The sequence below is a fragment of the Novosphingobium sp. TK71 genome, from assembly GCF_055361505.1.
Map to the genome: position 1 here is coordinate 2,115,547 of NZ_CM143962.1, position 16,721 is coordinate 2,132,267.

Annotated in this window: 15 protein-coding genes; 3 read left to right on the plus strand and 12 right to left on the minus strand. The window is 66.3% G+C overall.

Annotation, left to right across the window (positions count from 1 at the left end):
• Positions 1-3: 3 nt before the first annotated feature.
• From ACXJ16_RS09695 to ACXJ16_RS09725, 7 genes are all read right to left on the minus strand, one after another.
• Positions 4-930: a 5'-methylthioadenosine/S-adenosylhomocysteine nucleosidase gene (locus ACXJ16_RS09695; protein WP_207906125.1), complete on the minus strand. Its 927-nt coding sequence runs from the start codon at positions 928-930 to the stop codon at positions 4-6.
• Positions 930-2,297 carry an NCS2 family permease gene (locus ACXJ16_RS09700; protein WP_054440136.1) on the minus strand — a complete coding sequence of 456 codons (1,368 nt, stop codon included), beginning with the start codon at positions 2,295-2,297 and terminating at the stop codon, positions 930-932. The genes ACXJ16_RS09695 and ACXJ16_RS09700 overlap by 1 nt, the downstream gene beginning before the upstream one ends.
• An 11-nt stretch (positions 2,298-2,308) precedes the next feature.
• The gene (locus ACXJ16_RS09705; RefSeq protein WP_463920563.1) at positions 2,309-3,652 is read right to left on the minus strand and encodes an AtzE family amidohydrolase; all 1,344 of its coding nucleotides are present in this window, start codon (positions 3,650-3,652) and stop codon (positions 2,309-2,311) included.
• Entirely contained in the window at positions 3,649-3,807 is a 159-nt protein-coding gene (locus tag ACXJ16_RS09710) for a hypothetical protein (RefSeq protein WP_156336725.1), read from the minus strand. Before ACXJ16_RS09710 ends, ACXJ16_RS09705 begins: the two co-directional genes overlap by 4 nt.
• A gap of 274 nt (positions 3,808-4,081) precedes the next feature.
• On the minus strand, positions 4,082-5,362 hold the full coding sequence (locus tag ACXJ16_RS09715; RefSeq protein ID WP_463920565.1) for a spinster family MFS transporter: 1,281 nt from the start codon (positions 5,360-5,362) through the stop codon (positions 4,082-4,084).
• A 1-nt stretch (position 5,363) separates the two neighbouring features.
• Entirely contained in the window at positions 5,364-6,233 is an 870-nt protein-coding gene (locus ACXJ16_RS09720; RefSeq protein ID WP_463920567.1) for an alpha/beta fold hydrolase, read from the minus strand.
• An 89-nt stretch (positions 6,234-6,322) separates the two neighbouring features.
• Positions 6,323-8,671, minus strand: a complete 2,349-nt coding sequence (locus ACXJ16_RS09725; protein WP_443478121.1) for a TonB-dependent receptor — start codon at positions 8,669-8,671, stop codon at positions 6,323-6,325.
• A 193-nt stretch (positions 8,672-8,864) separates the two neighbouring features.
• Between ACXJ16_RS09725 and ACXJ16_RS09730 the strand changes: the two genes are divergently transcribed.
• Entirely contained in the window at positions 8,865-9,464 is a 600-nt protein-coding gene (locus tag ACXJ16_RS09730; RefSeq protein ID WP_324699006.1) for a TetR/AcrR family transcriptional regulator, read from the plus strand.
• A 134-nt stretch (positions 9,465-9,598) separates the two neighbouring features.
• The gene (locus tag ACXJ16_RS09735) at positions 9,599-10,240 is read left to right on the plus strand and encodes a L,D-transpeptidase family protein (RefSeq protein ID WP_054439992.1); all 642 of its coding nucleotides are present in this window, start codon (positions 9,599-9,601) and stop codon (positions 10,238-10,240) included.
• Between the two features lie 38 nt (positions 10,241-10,278).
• Here the strand turns inward: ACXJ16_RS09735 and tilS are convergent, their stop codons facing one another.
• The 5 genes from tilS to ACXJ16_RS09760 all read right to left on the minus strand — a co-directional run bounded on the left by tilS (position 10,279) and on the right by ACXJ16_RS09760 (position 16,175).
• Positions 10,279-11,298, minus strand: a complete 1,020-nt coding sequence (gene tilS / locus ACXJ16_RS09740; RefSeq protein WP_324698291.1) for a tRNA lysidine(34) synthetase TilS — start codon at positions 11,296-11,298, stop codon at positions 10,279-10,281.
• The gene (locus ACXJ16_RS09745) at positions 11,279-12,226 is read right to left on the minus strand and encodes a tetratricopeptide repeat protein (protein WP_324698289.1); all 948 of its coding nucleotides are present in this window, start codon (positions 12,224-12,226) and stop codon (positions 11,279-11,281) included. The genes tilS and ACXJ16_RS09745 overlap by 20 nt, the downstream gene beginning before the upstream one ends.
• Before the next feature lie 140 nt (positions 12,227-12,366).
• Positions 12,367-13,299 (minus strand): helix-turn-helix domain-containing protein, encoded by a 933-nt coding sequence (locus ACXJ16_RS09750; protein WP_324698287.1) that lies wholly within the window; start codon positions 13,297-13,299, stop codon positions 12,367-12,369.
• A 223-nt stretch (positions 13,300-13,522) separates the two neighbouring features.
• Positions 13,523-15,799 carry a phosphoenolpyruvate--protein phosphotransferase gene (gene ptsP, locus ACXJ16_RS09755; protein ID WP_054439983.1) on the minus strand — a complete coding sequence of 759 codons (2,277 nt, stop codon included), beginning with the start codon at positions 15,797-15,799 and terminating at the stop codon, positions 13,523-13,525.
• Positions 15,800-16,019: 220 nt separating this feature from the next.
• Positions 16,020-16,175, minus strand: coding sequence for a DUF465 domain-containing protein (locus ACXJ16_RS09760; RefSeq protein ID WP_082370483.1), 156 nt, complete (start codon positions 16,173-16,175; stop codon positions 16,020-16,022).
• Between the two features lie 222 nt (positions 16,176-16,397).
• Here ACXJ16_RS09760 and ACXJ16_RS09765 point away from each other — a divergent pair, with 222 nt between their 5' ends.
• A complete protein-coding gene (locus tag ACXJ16_RS09765) occupies positions 16,398-16,595 on the plus strand; it encodes a YdcH family protein (protein WP_054440133.1) in 198 nt (65 codons plus the stop codon).
• The last annotated feature ends 126 nt before the right edge of the window (positions 16,596-16,721 follow it).

Here is a 16,721-nt window from a genome sequence, read left to right on the forward strand (position 1 = left end):
GCCTCAGTCCGGCAGCGCGGCGACGAAGGCGCGCACGACATGGGCGGAATTGACCGAGGCCAGCGCCATGAAGGCATTCATCTGGTTCGCCCCGGCATCCCCCCCGGCGAGGTCGGAAAGGCTGCGGAACACGATGGCCGGCACCCGGTTGGCATAAGCGACCTGCGCCACCGCCGCGCTTTCCATGTCGAGCACGCGGGCGTGCCAGGCCTGCTGGAGATAGCCGCGAAACTCGGCATTGTCGGCAAAGACGCCCGCGCTCACCCCGGTTCCGCCCACGACGATGCGCGGCGTCTGCGGCAGGCACGGCCCGGCCTGCTCGGGCGGACCATCCTTGGCGCAGCGGCGCAGCGTGACTTCGGACGTGACCTTGCGGGCAAGATCGACGAGGCCGGGATCGACCGCGATCGTATAGTGCCGCTGCATCGGTTCCGCCGCATTGCCCAGCCGCACGCCGCGCGGGAACATCATGTTCCAGTTCTTCGGCGCCCCGGCATCGACTTCCTCGGGCACGACCCAGCCCTGTTCGGTCTGGCGCGCGAAGGAAACCTCAAGATACTGGGCCCAGTCCTGCGCCACCACCACGTCGCCGATGGACAGTTCGGGATCGACGCCGCCGGCGATCCCGGAAAAGACGATCCGGCGCACGTTGAAGCGATCCAGCACGAGCTGCGTGTTCATCGCCGCGTTCACCATAGACACGCCGCTGGCCATCAGCACCACCGGCTTGCCCTCCAGCTTGCCGGTGAGGAAGGTAAGCCCGTTGACCTTGTATTCGCGCGGCTTGCTGATGGCCGGGGCGAGTGCGTCCCATTCGGGCGAAAACGCGGTCATCACCACGGTGCGCGGCGTATCGTCAAGCCGCTTCGCTTCGGCGGGAACGGCGCCGCAGACGGCGGCAAGGGCGAGGAACATTGCAATGGCGCGCATCAGGCGGCTCCCATCCAGACGAAGCGGGCGATGAACAGCAGGGCCAGCACCAGCAGGAACCAGTCCTTCTTCTCGATGGTGCCGCGCACGATCTTGAGCCCGGCATGGGCGGTGATGCCGAAGGCGAGGCCGTTGGCGATCGAGAAGGTGAGCGGGATCATCGCCACCGTGAGGAAGGCGGGGATCGCCGCCAGCGGATCTTCCCATTCCACCTCGGTCAGCGGCAGCAGCATCAGCCCGCCGACGATGATGAGCGCGGGCGCGGTTGCCGCCAGGGGAATGAGCTGGGCGTAAGGCGCCACGAACATGGTGGCCAGGAACAGCAGGCCGGTGACCACGGCGGTCAGGCCGGTGCGCCCGCCTTCCTGCACGCCCGCCGCGCTTTCCACATAGGAGGTCACCGTGCTGGTGCCCGCCATCGAGCCGACGATGGTGGCGGTGGCATCGGTGATGAGGATGCGGTTGAGGCGCGGGATGCGGCCGTTCTCGTCCATCAGCCCGGCGCGCTTGGTCACCGCCACGAGGGTTCCGATATTGTCGAACAGGTCGACGAAGAGGAACACGAAAAGGATCTCCAGCAGACCCAGGCCATGGCTGCCGGAAAGGCCGAAGACGCCCGCAAGGTCCAGCTTGAAGGCCGTGCCGGTCAGGGCTTCGAGCGAATAGGGTTCCGGCGAGACCGAGACCATCCCGCAGAGCCAGCCGACCACGCTGGTCGCCAGGATGCCGATCAGCATCGCCCCGCGCACGTTCCACACGCTGAGCGCGCCGATCACCGCCAGCCCCATCAGCGCCAGCGCCGCGCCGGGCGCCTTGAGATCGCCGAGCGCCACGAAAGTCGCGGGATTGGCAACGACGATGCCGGCATCCTTGAAGCCGATGAAGCCGATGAACAGGCCGATGCCGCCCGCCACCGCCGCGAAGAGATATTGCGGGATCGAGGCGACGATCAGCTGGCGCACGCCGGTAACGGTCAGGACGAGGAACGCCACGCCCGATATGAACACGCAGCCCAGCGCCACCGGCCAGGGCACGCCCATCTGCTGGACGACGGTGAAGCTGAAATAGGCGTTGAGCCCCATGCCCGGCGCCAGCGCCAGCGGCGTATTGGCCACGAAGCCCATCAGGATCGAGGCGAAGGCGGCGGCAAAGCAGGTTGCGGCCGCGACCGAGGCGACCGGCATTCCCGCCGTGCCCAGGATCGCCGGATTGACCAGCACGATATAGGCCATGGTCAGGAACGTGGTCACGCCCGCCAGAACCTCGGTACGGGCGGTGGTGCCGCGCTCCTTCAGCGAAAACCAGCGCTCCAGCGCGCCCGCGCCGGGTCCTGCGGGCGGCGTGCCCGGTTCGTCGTCCGCCGTCATGTCCACTTGTGTCACCTGTCTGCCCCTTGCAGCGAGCGGATGGGCTCGCTCACCCCGATAATTCCCTGTCGTTCAAGCTGCGCGGCGCAGCGCAGCAGGGCCGGTTCCCCGTCCGGCGCGCCGATCAGTTGCAGGCCCAGCGGCAATCGCCCCGGCCGGTGCAGCGGCACGGCAAGCGAGGGCAGGCTGGTGAAGCTGATCGGCTGCGTGTGAATGCCCAGATCCGCCCGCGCGGGCGAAAGCGCGCCGTCGATCTCGATGCGCGGATCTGCGATGAGCGGGGCCGCGCAAGGCGTTGCGGGCGCCAGCAGCACATCGAAATCCGCCATCATCAAGGCGATCCGTTCCCGGAAGGCATGGCGGAAAGCTACCGCCTCCTCGTAGAGCGCGCGGGGCAGCAACGCACCTGCGAGGAGACGGTCCCGCGTTGCGGGATCGAAGGCCATGGCCTGTTCGGTCAGGGCATGGCGATGGAGGTTGCCGCCTTCGAAGGCGGTAATGAGGAACGCCGCCGAACGGGCGCGGGCGATGTCCGGCAGTTCGACCTGCGGGGCATCGGGCGCGATGGCGTCGATCGCGGCGAGCTGGTCGGCATCGGCATTCTCGCGGAAGCGGCCGCCCAGACGGCCGAGGCGCAGCGGACGATCCCCGTCTTGCGCGCTGCGGCCCGATAGCACTTCCCACACGAGCGCCATGTCCGCCGCTGTGGCGGTGAACGGCCCCACGTCGTCGAAACTCTCGGCGAAGGGAAACACGCCTGCCAGCGGAAGGTCGCCATGCGAAGGCTTAAGCCCGTAGATCCCGGTGAGGCTGGCGGGCACGCGCACCGAGCCGTTGGTGTCCGATCCCAGCGAAAACGCGAGCAGCCCGGCCGCGACCATCGCCGCCGAGCCGCCCGAGGAACCGCCGGCAAGGCGGGAGGGATCGTGAGGATTGCGGGTGGTGCCGTGGCGCGCGTTGATCGTGGCGAAACCGTAGGCGAACTCGTCCATGTTGAGCGTGGCCACCATCACCGCGCCGGCAGAGCGCAGCCGCGCGACAGCCTCGGCATCGGCAAGCGCGGGCGGCGCCTCGGCATAGATCGAGGAGCCCGCCGTGGTCGGCAGCCCGGCCACGTCGAACAGGTCCTTCACCCCGTAAGGCACACCGGCGAGCGGTCCGGGGTCCTTGCCCGCCGCGATCGCGGCGTCGACCGCCGCCGCCTCGGCACGGGCACGTGCGGGCAGCAGCCGCGTGATCGCCACCAGCGGATCGGCGCCGGGGGCGGGCAGCGCGGCAAGGCACTGCTCCACCACCTGCACGGCGCTTGTCCGGCCGCTGCGAACGGCCTCGGCAATCTCGCGGGCGGATTTCACTTCGTCGTCCCGCGCAGAGTCTCGGCATGGCGCGCCAGCAGCGCGAGATTGGTCATGACGCCCGCCATGCAGGCCGGCGCGACGACGAGCCCGCGCTGGTCGGCAGCGCGCGCCACTTCTTCGAGGGTCAGGGGAATCGCGGGACGGTCGGACACGAAAAACGGCCTCCTCAGCAGCGCCCGCCGCGCCGACGGGCACGGACCTCGGACACCGCGCGATCATGCCCGGCGGGCCTGGGACGGACAAGCGGGTTCGGGAGGTTTTCCGGGTTTCGGAACGGGAGGACACGCGACATGACCAAGGCTCTGCCCGTTGGCCGGTGTTCGATCAAACGCTATGATCGGGATGGATCGTTGCAAAAATTAGAGCGGCCTGCGAACCGGCCGCTCCGGCTTGCGCGGAAACCTGCGGGCGATCCCGCCCGGTGCCCTAGTTCTCGGCGACCCATTCCCGCCGCAGCGCCGGTCCGGCCAGGCTCATGAGCATTGCCGCCAGCAGGTAGAGGCCAAGCCCCAGCAGCATGGAATAACGCAGCGATTCTGCTCCATAAACCGGTGCCAGCGTCTTCGACAGCGCACCCAGCGCGTAGATGCCGCCGCCAAGGCCGATCAGGTTGTTGATCAGCAGGAACAGCGCCGAGGCAGTCGCCCGGGCGGGCGGCTCGACAAGGTGCTGGACCGCGCTCGTCACCGGGCCGAGCCAGACATAGGCGAGCGCCTGCGGGACGATGAACAATGCGAAGGCAAGCGCCACGCTGGACGTCCAGATTCCGCCCGCGAAAAGCGGCACCGCAACGACATAGGCCAGGGCCGGAACCCGGCCGTACCAGGCGCGGTCGGCCTTGCCGAGACGATCCGCCAGCAGGCCGCCCGCAAGCACGCCCACCGTCCCCCCTATCAGCAGGACCGCGCCGATGAACCACGATGTCTGCACGAGATCGAGCCCGAAACTGCGCTGGAGCAGGCTCGGCAGCCAGAAGGCTAGGCCGTAGCCCAGCATCGAACTGGAAGCGGCGCCGAAGCTCAGCAACCAGAACGCCCGCTTGCGCACGAGCAGCGCGGCCACTTCGCCGAAACGAACGGCGGGCGCGGCGCGGGCGGGACGGGGCTTGTCCCTGACCACCATCCTGAACAGCGGCGCGATCAGCAGTCCGGCCAGCCCAACGGCGACGAAGGCCGCCCGCCAGTCCACCCGCGCGGCAACATAGCCGCCCGCCAGCACGCCCGCCGCCGATCCCAGCGGAATGCCCAGCGAATAGACCGAAAGCGCGAAAGCCCGCCGCTCGCTCGGGAAATGATCGCCGATCACCGCATAGGACGGCGCAACGCCGCCAGCCTCGCCCACGCCCACGCCCAGCCGGGCAAGGAAGATATGCCAGAACCCGGTGGCCGCACCGCACAGCGCGGTGAACAGGCTCCAGATCACCAGCGAACCGGTGATGACCCACGACCGGCTGGTCCGATCGGCAAGCCAGGCAAGCGGAACCCCCAGCGTGGAATAGAGCATGGCGAAGGCGAGACCTCCCAGCATGCCCATCTGCGCATCGTCGAGCGCAAGCTCCTTCTGGATCGGCGCGGCAAGGATGGCGAGGATCTGGCGGTCCACGAAATTGAAGATGTAGACCAGAAGCAGCATCGCCAGCACCAGCCGGGGCGAGGTTGACTTGTGTACCGTTTCGGTGCCGTTCTGGCCGTGTTCTGTGCCGCTCATGTCAGCTTACGTATTCCTTGAGAAACGCCGAGATTGCAGCCAGTGCGGGCAACTCGTCGAGGATCGGGGCATGGCCGACGCGCGGCACCTCGACATGGGCATAAGGGCCGGAGTGACGGCGCGCCATCTCGCGGACGGTTTCCATTCCGAGCAGGTCGGACAGCGCCCCCCGCACCACCAGCACCGGCGCGGCGCCCAGCAGGTCCCACAAGGGCCAGAGGTCCGGCGGCACGGTTGGCGGGGTGTCACCGTCCATGCTTCTGGAAATGGCGGGATCATAGTCGAACGAGACGGTCCCCCCGGGATTCTCCCGGCAAGTGCGCCGGGCGAAGGCCAGCCAGTCCCCGCCGCCGAAATCGGGGAAGGCCACCGCGTTGATCGCCCTGCACCGCGCCGCCGCCTCTTTCCACGAAGCCATCGCCCCGCCCGGCCCGACATAGCCCTGTATCCGCGCAAGTCCCGCAGAATCGAGGACCGGACCGATGTCGTTGAACACGAATCCGCTGGCGAGCCCGGGCCGCAGCGCGTTCATCACCATGGCCATGAGCCCGCCCATCGAAGTGCCGACAAGGCAGGCCCGCGCAATGCCGAGCCCGCCAAGCAGCGCCAGCATATCCTGTGCATAGACGTCGGGCCGGTACTGCGCGGGATCGGGGTCCCACTGCGAAAGCCCGCGGCCCCGCTGGTCCGGCACGACCAGCCGGTAGCGCCCGGCGAGATGCCTCGCCAAGGGCTCGAAATCCGCGCTGTTGCGGGTCAGGCCGTGCATCATCAGCAGAACCGGCGCCCCGGCCTCCGCCGCCGGATAGTCGCGCGCGACAAGATCGAGCCTCCCGCAGGCGCTGCGGTAGCGGTGGAGGCGATATTCCATCGAAAGCTAGTCCTTTCACCGCTGCCGGGCCGAACGGGTGGCCTCGGTCTCCCCGCAAGACCGGGGAAATCCGAGGCCGCCGGGCGCGATCAGAATTCCAGCGTTCCGGTCACGAAGACCTGCCGGGGGTTGCCGTAGAACGCGGTCAGGGTTCCTTCCTTGCCCAGGGTCGGGATCAGGCTGCCGTCCGCGCCGGTGCCGACGAAGGTATAGCCCGAGGTCTTGTATTCCTTGTCCAAAATGTTCTTGCCGTGAACGCCAAGGCTCCAGCGACCGCCCGGAGCGGTATAGACGAGGCTGGCGTCGAGCAGGACATAGCCCTTCTGGTCGATATAGGGATTGGGAATCTCGAACTGGTAGGTCTTGCTGCGGTAAGACAGCGTGGTGTTCAGCGAAACGTCGCCATCGCCCACCGGGGAGGTATAGGCCAGCGTCGCGCTGCCGTTCCACTTGGGGGTGTTCTGCACCTTGCGGGCATCGGCAACGTCCACCGGGCCGACACCGGGAACCTGCGTGATATATTCCTTGTAGCGCGCATTGATGTAACCCAGCGAGCCCGACAGGTTCACCCTGTCGCCCGAACTTGCCAGATTCTGGCCGAGACGGGCATTCGCCTCCAGTTCGATACCGTCGATCTTGGCCTTGCCGGCATTGGTGATGACACCGCAGAACGTTGCGATCCCGCCCACCGTGCAGCCCGCCGATCCGGGAACCTGGACGTCCTTGTAGTCCATGTGGAACGCCGCCAGCGCAATATAGAGGCCGCCGCCGAACAGGTTGCCCTTGTAGCCAAGCTCATAGCTATCGACCGATTCCGGCTTGAAGCTGAGGTAGCTGGCGATCTCAGCATCGCTCGGAATGCCGCTGGGGTTGGTGGTCGGCGCGTTCACGCCGACACCGCGCGGATCGAAGCCGCCGCCCTTGAAGCCTTGCGAAAAGCTGGCGTAGAGGTTGTGGTCGGGCGTCGGCTTGAAGCTGAGCGAGGCGCGCGGCGTGAACTTCTTGAAGGTCGCCTTGCCCGAAAAGTCCGTGCTCGGCGCCCCGAACGGCACGCCAAGCCCGCCGAACACGGGCGATCCGCCGCCGAGATAGTTCTGACGGAGGATCTGCGCCTTGCGCTGGTCCCAGGTGTAGCGCCCACCCACCGCGAGGCTGAGCTGGTCGGTGAAGTCGAACGTGAAGTCACCGAAGACCGCCCAGGTATCGGTATCGACATCGGCCTGGGTATAGGCGGTAAGCCCGTTCAGCGTGGTGAAAAGTCGCACATCGAAGGCGGTATCGGCCTTGGCCGCGAGATAATAGCCGCCGATCATGCCCTGGAGCCAGCCGCCGTTATCATAAAGCAGCTGGAATTCCTGGCTGATCTGCTCGTTGTTGTAGAACGCCGGCACATCGACATCGACGGCGGGCAGCGCATCGAAATCGATCGGCGAAGCGCTCTTGTCCTTGCGCCAGGCACTGATCGAGCGGAACGTCAGGGCATCGGTCAGTTCGGCACTGGCGTTGACGGCAAGGCCATAGGCTTTCACGTCCTGCCGGGGATCGTCGAGGCCACCCTGGCTGTCGAACACATCGTCAAGCACCGGCGTGCCCGAGACCAGGGCAGGGATCAACCGGTGACCGCCCCGTGAATTGGACTTGTCGCGCGTGTAGTCGCCCGAAATACGGATCAGGACCGGCTGGCCGTTGCCGCCGATCTCCACAGTGCCGCGTCCGGCCCAGATATCCTTGTTGTAGTTGTCCTCGCCGGTGGTCAGGTTCTTGCCGAAACCGCCGCGCGACAGGCGCGCCACCGATCCACCGACCCGCAGGATATCCGTGATCGGAGCGGAAACGGTCAGCACGCCGTCCGCCTGGTCATACGTTCCGTAAGTGCCGCGAAGCTTGAGCGAGAACCGGTCCGGGAGCGACTTCGTCACATACTTCACCGCGCCGCCGATGGTGTTGCGGCCGTAAAGCGTGCCCTGCGGTCCGCGCAGCACCTCGATCCGTTCCACATCGTAGATGTCGAGCACGGCGGCCTGGGGGCGGTTCAGGTATACGTCGTCGAGATAGATGCCCACGCCCTGCTCGAAGCCCGAGACGGGGTCCTGCTGGCCGATGCCGCGAATGAAGGCGGAAAGCGTGGAATTGGTGCCGCGCGAAACTTCCAGTGTCACGTTCGGGGTGGACTGGGCAATGTCGGTGATGTCGATCGCGCCGGACTTCGCAAGCTGCTCCCCGCTGAAGCTGGTCACGGCGATCGGCACATCGACGAGGCGCTCCTCACGGCGGCGCGCGGTGACGACGATCTCGCCCACGCTCACTTCCTCGCCGGAACGGGATGCCTCGGCCGACTGACGCCCCTGCTCCTGAGCCAGGGCGGGAACGGCAACGCCGATCGCGGCGGCCAGCGCCAGACAACTCGAACCCATGCTGCGGAATCGCACCTGCTGCATCCCCGTTACTCCCAATGAACCTTGTTGTTGTCCGCCCCTGATATTGAAAGTTGAACCGTGTTTCAACATTGAAGGTTTGCCAAGCTGCCGATCTGGGTCTAGCTGTGCTCTTGTGATCACAGATGACACCCAGCCCCCTCTGCCCGAACCCAGGGAAGAATCCCGCCGGCAGGATGCGGGGCGCGAACCGGCGATCTCGGCCAAAGTGCCGCGTACCGAACGGGGCCGGCGAACCTTGCGCAAGCTGCTGGATGCGGCCGCCGTGGAGTTCGGCGAACGCGGCTTTCACGAAGCCTCGATAACCGGGATCACCAAACGGGCGGGCACGGCGCTCGGCAGTTTCTATACGTACTTCGATTCAAAGGATGAAATCTTCCGCGCGCTGGTGGACGACCTCAGCAGCAAGGTCCGGCAGGCCGCGCGCGAAGCGCTTGCCGAGCCGATGCCTGCGCTGGAAGCGGAAAAGGCGGCGTTGACCGCGTTCCTGCGCTTTGCCCGCGAACACAAGGAAATCTACCGGATCATCGACGAGAGCGAATTCGTCGATCCCGCCAGTTTCCGCATCCACTACGAATCGACCGCCCGCCGCATCCGCGAACGACTCGCCGACGGTGCAAGCAAGGGGGAATTGCGCGAAGGTCTTGGGGAAGCCCATGCCTGGGCGATCATGGGCATGAATGTGTTTCTCGGTCTGCGCTATGCCGTATGGTCAAACGACGGTACGCCGGAGGAACTGGCCGATCTGGCGAATTCGATCCTCCGCTCCGGGATCGCCGCGCCCGGCCCGGAATGACGCCTTCCCCGCGTTAACTTTCAGCCCGGCCAAGTCCCCTTGCGGGACACCGCTGAAGCCGCACTGGCGCTCGCCCACCTCCTGCGCGATGATAACGACGTGACAAGCGCCTCAACCACAGGATTTCCCGCCAGGTGACACCCCGCCTTCTGCTCACCTCGGGCCTGCTGGCCATCGCCGTGATCGTGGGCGTGTTCATCATCACCTCGCGCCAGACAGCCCGTGACCACACGCCTGCCCCTGTCGTTGCCCGGCCCGCACCGGTAACTCCGCCACCGGTACCGTCCCCATCGCCTGCCGCCAGGGACGAACCCTTCGTCATAAAGCACATCCTGCCGATCGAAGGGCCGATCAAGTATGGCGAATGGCACTGGGACGAGGCGAAAGTTCCCGCCGGGCCCATCGTCGTCACCGTCGATCTCGAAGCACGCGTCCTCTCGGTTTTCCGAGGCGGCTACGAGATCGGCACAACCGCGGTCCTGCTCGGCACGGAGGACAAGCCCACCCCGCTCGGCGTGTTCCCGATCACCCAGAAGGACAAGGACCACGTCTCCAACATCTACACCGGCGCGCCGATGCCTTACATGCAGCGCCTGACCGACGACGGCATCACCCTTCACGGCTCCAAGGTCGAACTGGGCTATGCCAGCCATGGCTGCGTGGGAATGCCCGAGGATTTCGCCGCCAAGCTTTTCGCGACGACGAAGATCGGCGACAAGGTCTACATCACCCGTGGAAAGCAGGTCGGGCTTGGAGACAACCTGGTCGGCGGCTAAGGCATCCTTCGCGTCACCGGCACTCGCTGACCGGAAACCTAACCCTCGCTCTTCACCGGCCGGGTTCTCTTCGCTGCCCGAACGGGCGCCTTCGCAAAACTCCAGCCGCCGGCATTGGGCCGCACGACCAGTTCTCCGATCGAGGCGGGCCGCCCTTCCTGCAAGCTTGCCAGCAAGCGCGCCACCGCGCTTCCGCGCGGCTCCTCGCCGCCAAGTTCGACCACGCAGCGCGCCAGCACGCGCAGGACCACCGCGCGCGGCGCCTGCGGGCGGTAGCGCAGTCCCATGGGCTCTCGGGTGATGCAGGACCGCCATTCCAGTGCCGCCATCCAATCCAGCGCAGCATCGGCCTCGGCAAGATGTTCCGCGCTCTGGGCAATGGCGGCAACGTCCAGCCAGTCGGCCGAAGCAAGCGCCTTGCGGATGCGCACGCGGTCGAACCGGTCGTTGGCATTGCTGGGGTCTTCCGCCGGAACGACGCCCGCGGCCGCTACCACCTCGGCCAGTTCCTCCCGCCGCCAGCCCAGTACCGGGCGCAGCAGGGGAATGGCGGTTCCCGGCACCTGCCCCCGCCCGCGCGTTCCGGCAAGGCCGCTGACCCCGCTCGCCCGGTTGAGGCGCATAAGCAGGGTCTCGGCCTGATCGTCGGCATGATGCGCGGTCGTGAGCGCGGCGAGACCGCGCTCCGCGATCCATTCCGCCATGGCCGCATAGCGGGCGGCGCGGGCCTCGGCCTGTACGTTGCCGGGCGAAACCTCAACCTGCAACGTTGCATGAGCCACGCCGAGCCGGGCGCAGAGCGCTGCGACCGCCGCAGCTTCCGCCGCGCTCGCAGCGCGAAGCTGATGGTCGACGGTTGCGGCCTCGATCCGGCCGGGCAAGGCGGCCTGCGCCAGCAGCAGCAAGGCCGTACTGTCCGGCCCGCCGGAAACCGCAACCGCAAGCCGCGCCCGCGGCTCATCGATCGCTTCGCCCCAGATCGCAGCCAGCCCCGCCCGAAACCGTGCAACGGCTTCGGGCGTCGGCATCAGCATCGGGTCAGGCGCAGCCAAGTCCATTGCGCGTGGAATCGTACGTGCCCTTCAGGCGACCGGCGGCCTCGCTGGCGTAAGTCTCGCTGAACTCGGCGAGAGCGATGCAGGCCCGCTTGTTGTCCTTGAGCTGCTTCATCGACACGGCGAGATAGAGCAGGCTGTCAGGCGCACGATCGCCCCGCTTGTCGGTCTGGTAGTTCTGGACGAACCACTTGGCGGCCTCCAGAGGGTTGCCGTCATCGAGATAGGCACGGCCCAGCAGGTTGCGGCCCCAGCTCGCGCGGGCATGACGCGGGTACTTTTCAAGGTAGAGCTTCAGCTGCTGCTGTGCTTCGGGATAGAACTTCGCTTCCCAGAGACGGAAGCCGTAGCTGTACTCGTCATCGCCCGGATCGGCGGACTGCGGCTTCACGATAGCCTTCACCGCCTCGATCCGCGAGTTCGACGGTGCCGCCGGACGCGGCGTGGAGGGCTGCGCGGCAGGAGTCGTCGAAGTCGGCGCGGGGCTGGCCCCGCCGCTCATCGCATTGAGATTGGACTGCGCGGCAGGGCCCCCCGACAGAGGCGCCGGAGCCGGCACACCTGCGGCAAGGCGCGCCTCAATCTGGTTGATGCGGTTGGTGTTCTGTTCGACCTGCGAGGTCAGACCGCGGATCTGCGCCTCGATCGAATCCATGCGCAGAAGAATATCGCTGACCGGCGTGGTCGCGGGCTGGCCCGGTGCCGGGGCAGGCACCGGCGTGCCGGGCGTGATTTCAGGCTGGAAGAACTTGCCGTCTCCGCCCGGGAACACCTTGCGCTGAAGTGCGCGAACCTCGGACTCCACCTTCTTGAGGCGGGAATCCGTGGATTCCTGGGCCTGGGCCGGCAGGCTCATGCCGACCAGCGCCAAAGCAACGGCACTCGTCGCGGCCAGGCGCATCGAGCGGATTGCCACAAGGGAACGATTCATCGCCAGGTCTACTCCGTATCGGGGCGCCCCGCGCCCATCGCGTTCCGTCACGCCATGCAGGGGCGCGACAGAACCGCTCGTTAACCAGAATTGTCTTGCGACCGATGTGCCGCAAGCCCCGCCCCCTTGTCGAGGCGGGCCTATTGGGAAGTCGTGGAAAGCGGCGCGGCAGTCTGTCCCGCATTCGGCCCGACAGTAGGCCCGGCAGTGGGAACCGCAGCCGTTGGAGCGGCGATTCCGGTTGCGCCTGCCGGCGCCCCGGCCTGTCCACGCGCCAGCAGGTCGGCAGGAACCAGCGAAACACCCGACATCGTCATCGGCTTGGCCGCGAGCGCCGGAATGGCCTTTCCGCCGACCGTGATCGCCAGCCCATCGGGACGGCCGGTACGAAGCTGCGGAGCCTGCGCGCCCTCGGGCACGGTCCAGGTTTCACCCTGCTTCAGCACCTTCTCCACCAGCTTGCCCTTGGCATCGGTGACACGCAGCCAGACGCCCTCGACCGTGGCAGCTAGCACCACCGGACCGTTGGTGGGCTGCACCGCAGGCGCAGCGGGCTTCGCGGCCACGACTGCGCTCGGAGCAGGCTTGGGCGCATCGGAGATCAGGTCGGGCAACTTGCCTTCAGGCGCGAGATAGCTGCTCCAGAACACCAGCAGCAGCACGATGACCACCAGCGCCCCGGCGGCGGCCACCCAGGCGAGGCGCACCGAAGGCACGCGCGCGGGATCGCCCGGCTCGAAATGCGGAACCATGACCGGTTCGCGACTGTGTCCTTCAGCATCAAGCTGCCGGCGCACCTGCTCCGCAATGGCCTTGTCATCGAGCCCGAGCGCGCGGGCATATGTGCGGGAGAAGCCCACCGCATAAGTCCGTGCGGCAAGGTCACCCAGCCGATCTTCCTCGATCGCGGCAAGATGACGCTCGGCGATGCGGGTCTGCGCGGCGATGTCAGGAAGGCTCAGGCCCTTGGCTTCGCGCGCCTTGCGCAAGGTCGCACCGACGGTGGACGCCGAGCCGCCGGCCGAGACACTGGCCAAACCTTCGGACGGGCCCTGATTTTCAACGTGTTCCATTCCGCTCCCGAAGGGACTGGTAAATCTGATGATGAACGGAATCTACCAAACCGCGCGAGAATCCAAAGTCAATCACGACGCGGGCGATTGTTCGAATTTTTTGCGGTGGATGCGACCCCGTGTACGGCGAGTAGCATTCCCGCAAGACTCCTTCGTGTCAATCGCACCACGGTGCAAAATCCCGTGGGATCAGCCTGCTGCCCCGTTCGATCCACGGCTCCGTTCAGTCCACCGGGATATCCCGCTCCACAGCCCAGGCCGTGAGCGTCGCGCGCATGTCCGCTGGCGGCGCGGCAAGCCATTGCTCCATCGCCGCGCTGATCTCCGCGAGATTGACCTTCGCGACGAGGTCCTTGGTGGGCCCGACCGAGGCCGGCGTGATCGAAAGGCGCCTGATTCCCAGCCCCAGCAGCGCGAGAGCTTCCAGCCGGCGCCCGCCCATTTCGCCGCAGACCGCAATTTCCACGTCATGCCCTTCAAGGCTGCGCACAACGCGCCGCAGGAAGCGCAGGATCGCCGGGCTCAGCCAGTCATAGCGCTCGGCCAGCTTGGGGTTCGACCGGTCGGCCGCGAAGAGGAACTGCGTGAGATCGTTGGTCCCGATCGACAGGAACGATATCTTCGGCGCCAAGAGATCGAGTTGCTCGGCCAGCGCAGGCACTTCCAGCATGATGCCGTAGTGGATCGCCTCGGGCAGCAGCTTCTTCTGGCCGCGCAAGTAGGCGAGCTGCTTTTCGAATACGGCCTTGGCCTGGTCGAATTCCCAGGGTTCGGCCACCAGCGGGAACATGACATGAAGCGTGCGACCGGCAGCCGCCTCAAGCAGCGCGCGGGCCTGCACCTTGAGCAATCCCTCGCGTTCGAGGGCAACGCGCAGCGCGCGCCAGCCCATCGCCGGGTTCTCCTCCCCCTCGCCGTCGTCGTGGCGCAGGTAGGGCAGCGTCTTGTCACCGCCGATGTCGACCGTGCGGAACTTCACCGGCTTGTCACCCGCCGCTTCCATGACATCGCGGTACAGGCGGGTCTGGCGTTCGCGAGAGGGTAGCGTGGCCGATACCAAGAACTGGAACTCGGTGCGGAACAGGCCGATGCCGTCGGCCCCGGTCATGGCGAGATTGGCGATATCGTCGCGCAGCCCCGCGTTTATCATCACCTGGATGCGCGTGCCGTCCAGCGTGGTGGGCTGGACTTCGCGCAGGGCGGCATAGGCCGCCTGGCGCTGCCGGCTCTTGGCGAAGCGGGCCTCGAACGCCTCGACCACGCCGGCCGGAGGGCGCACCATGGCGCTGGCCTGGTCGGCATCGAGCAGGAGCTGGTCGCCTTCCCTCACCACGCCGCGCAGGCCCCGCACACGGCCGAGTACCGGGATGCCCATGGCCCGCGCGACGATCACCACATGGCTGGTGAGCGAGCCTTCCTCCAGGATCACGCCCTTGAGGCGGCGCTTGTCGTATTCGAGCAGTTCGGCCGGGCCGAGATTGCGCGCGATCAGGATCGCGTCGTTCCGCAGGCCCATCGATGCAGCCGTGCCCATCTGGCCGGACACGATCCGCAACAGGCGGTTCGCCAGATCCTCCAGATCGTGCATGCGGTCCGCCAGCAGCGGATCGTCGATCTGGCGCATGCGCATGCGGGTGCGCTGCTGCACGCGCTCGATCGCGGCTTCTGCGGTGAGGCCGGAATCGATGGCTTCGTTGATCCGCCGGGTCCAGCCTTCATCGTAAGCGAACATGCGGTAGGTTTCGAGCACTTCCTCATGCTCGCCCCCCATGCCGAATTCGGCCTGGCTGGCCATCCGGTCGATCTGTTCGCGCATCTTGTCGAAGGCGTGGATAACGCGCTGCCGCTCCGCCTCGGTATCCTCGGCAACGACATGCTCGATATTGACGCGCGGCTGATGATAGACGGCCTGTCCCGAGGCAAGACCTTTCACCAGCGTGAGCCCACGCAATTGCTCCGGCCCCGTCTGCGCGGAGCCGAGGGCATGAACATCCACCTCGTCGATGAGGTCGGCATTGGTGATGACTTCGGACAGGACCATGGCGACGGTCTGAAGCGCCTCGATCTCCACTTCCTCGTAGCGGCGCGGCTCTACGTGCTGGACGCAGAGCACGCCCACGGCGCGTTCGCGCCGCACGATCGGCACGCCTGCGAAGGAGTGGAAACGGTCTTCCCCGGTTTCCGGGCGATAGGAAAAGTCCGGATGAGTGGCGGCTTCGGCGAGGTTGAGCGTCTCGATCCGTTCCCCGATCATGCCAACAAGGCCTTCGCCTATGGCCATGCGGGTAACGTGGACGGCTTCCTGGGCCAGGCCGCGCGTGGCGAAAAGTTCCAGCATCCCCTCGCGCAGGAGATAGATCGAACAGACCTCGCTGTTGAGGCATTCGCCGATCACTTCCACCACGGTATTCAGCTTGGCTTGCGCGTGGTTGCGCGACGCCATGACCTCATGGAGGCGGGTGAGGATGTTTCGTGCTGCTTCTACGGCTCCGCTGGTCATGGCAACCCGAGTAACCCAAAGAGTCCGCTTTGGGAACGCAGCGTGCGGTTAAAAGATCAGTTAGTTCGCCTTGGCGCGCACAGCGATCAAGCCCGCGCTCCGGCGATCATTCGCGCAGCATCCCCCCATTTGCGCAGCACCCCCGATGCGTCGACGCACCGGGGGCACCTCTGGAGCGGCGCCCGGTCCCTTCAGGCAGACCCGTGGGGGACGCGCCGGCTCAATGACGCAAGAGTTCTTCCTTCAGCTTCAGCTTTCGCTTCTTGAGGGCCTGGATCATGACGGCGTCAGGCATGGGTCGGCTCAACTCGTCATGAATCTGTCTTTCGATTCCGGCATGTTTGAGCTGCAAGGCGCTGACGTGCGAACTATCCATGGACGGTTCTCCTCTTTTCCGGGGGGTGGGCCGTATCCTTGCCGGCGACCATTGTTGGCGACTCGGCATCATCGATGCGGCGCAAAAAGGATGGAACCACATCCTGCCCATCTTGCGAAGACCGCTAATGCTACATATCGGTGAATCGCACGCCTGCTGCGTCAAGCGGGAGGCGGCGAAAGACGCAATGATGACAGCCATTCGATGACAGGGAATTCCGGCGTGACCGAAGAGGAAATGCGCAAGCGCCTGGAAATTCTCAGGATTGAACACCGCGATCTCGATGCCGCGATCGATGCGCTGAACGCCGCTGGTGCCGGCGACCAGATGCAGATCGCCCGCCTCAAGAAGCGCAAGCTCAGGCTCAAGGACCAGATTTCGGTGATCGAAGATTATCTGATCCCCGACATCATCGCCTGACTGGCACAATCACGACAAGGCGAACCGGACGCCAGGTTCGGAAAAGCGTGCCGAACGGGGACAACGCCCGGATTTGCTTCGGAAAATGGCATTCGGCCAGTTGCCCGGGACTCGCTGTTCCGAAAT

Coding starts and splice junctions, on each gene's coding strand:
- ACXJ16_RS09720 (WP_463920567.1), bottom strand. CDS start 6,233: ATGGAATATCGCCTCCACCGCTACCGCAGCGCCTGCGGGAGGCTCGAT.
- ACXJ16_RS09700 (WP_054440136.1), bottom strand. CDS start 2,297: ATGACGGCGGACGACGAACCGGGCACGCCGCCCGCAGGACCCGGCGCG.
- ACXJ16_RS09725 (WP_443478121.1), bottom strand. CDS start 8,671: ATGCAGCAGGTGCGATTCCGCAGCATGGGTTCGAGTTGTCTGGCGCTG.
- ACXJ16_RS09745 (WP_324698289.1), bottom strand. CDS start 12,226: ATGAATCGTTCCCTTGTGGCAATCCGCTCGATGCGCCTGGCCGCGACG.
- ACXJ16_RS09695 (WP_207906125.1), bottom strand. CDS start 930: ATGCGCGCCATTGCAATGTTCCTCGCCCTTGCCGCCGTCTGCGGCGCC.
- ACXJ16_RS09750 (WP_324698287.1), bottom strand. CDS start 13,299: ATGGAACACGTTGAAAATCAGGGCCCGTCCGAAGGTTTGGCCAGTGTC.
- ptsP (WP_054439983.1), bottom strand. CDS start 15,799: ATGACCAGCGGAGCCGTAGAAGCAGCACGAAACATCCTCACCCGCCTC.
- ACXJ16_RS09715 (WP_463920565.1), bottom strand. CDS start 5,362: ATGAGCGGCACAGAACACGGCCAGAACGGCACCGAAACGGTACACAAG.
- tilS (WP_324698291.1), bottom strand. CDS start 11,298: ATGGACTTGGCTGCGCCTGACCCGATGCTGATGCCGACGCCCGAAGCC.
- ACXJ16_RS09760 (WP_082370483.1), bottom strand. CDS start 16,175: ATGGATAGTTCGCACGTCAGCGCCTTGCAGCTCAAACATGCCGGAATC.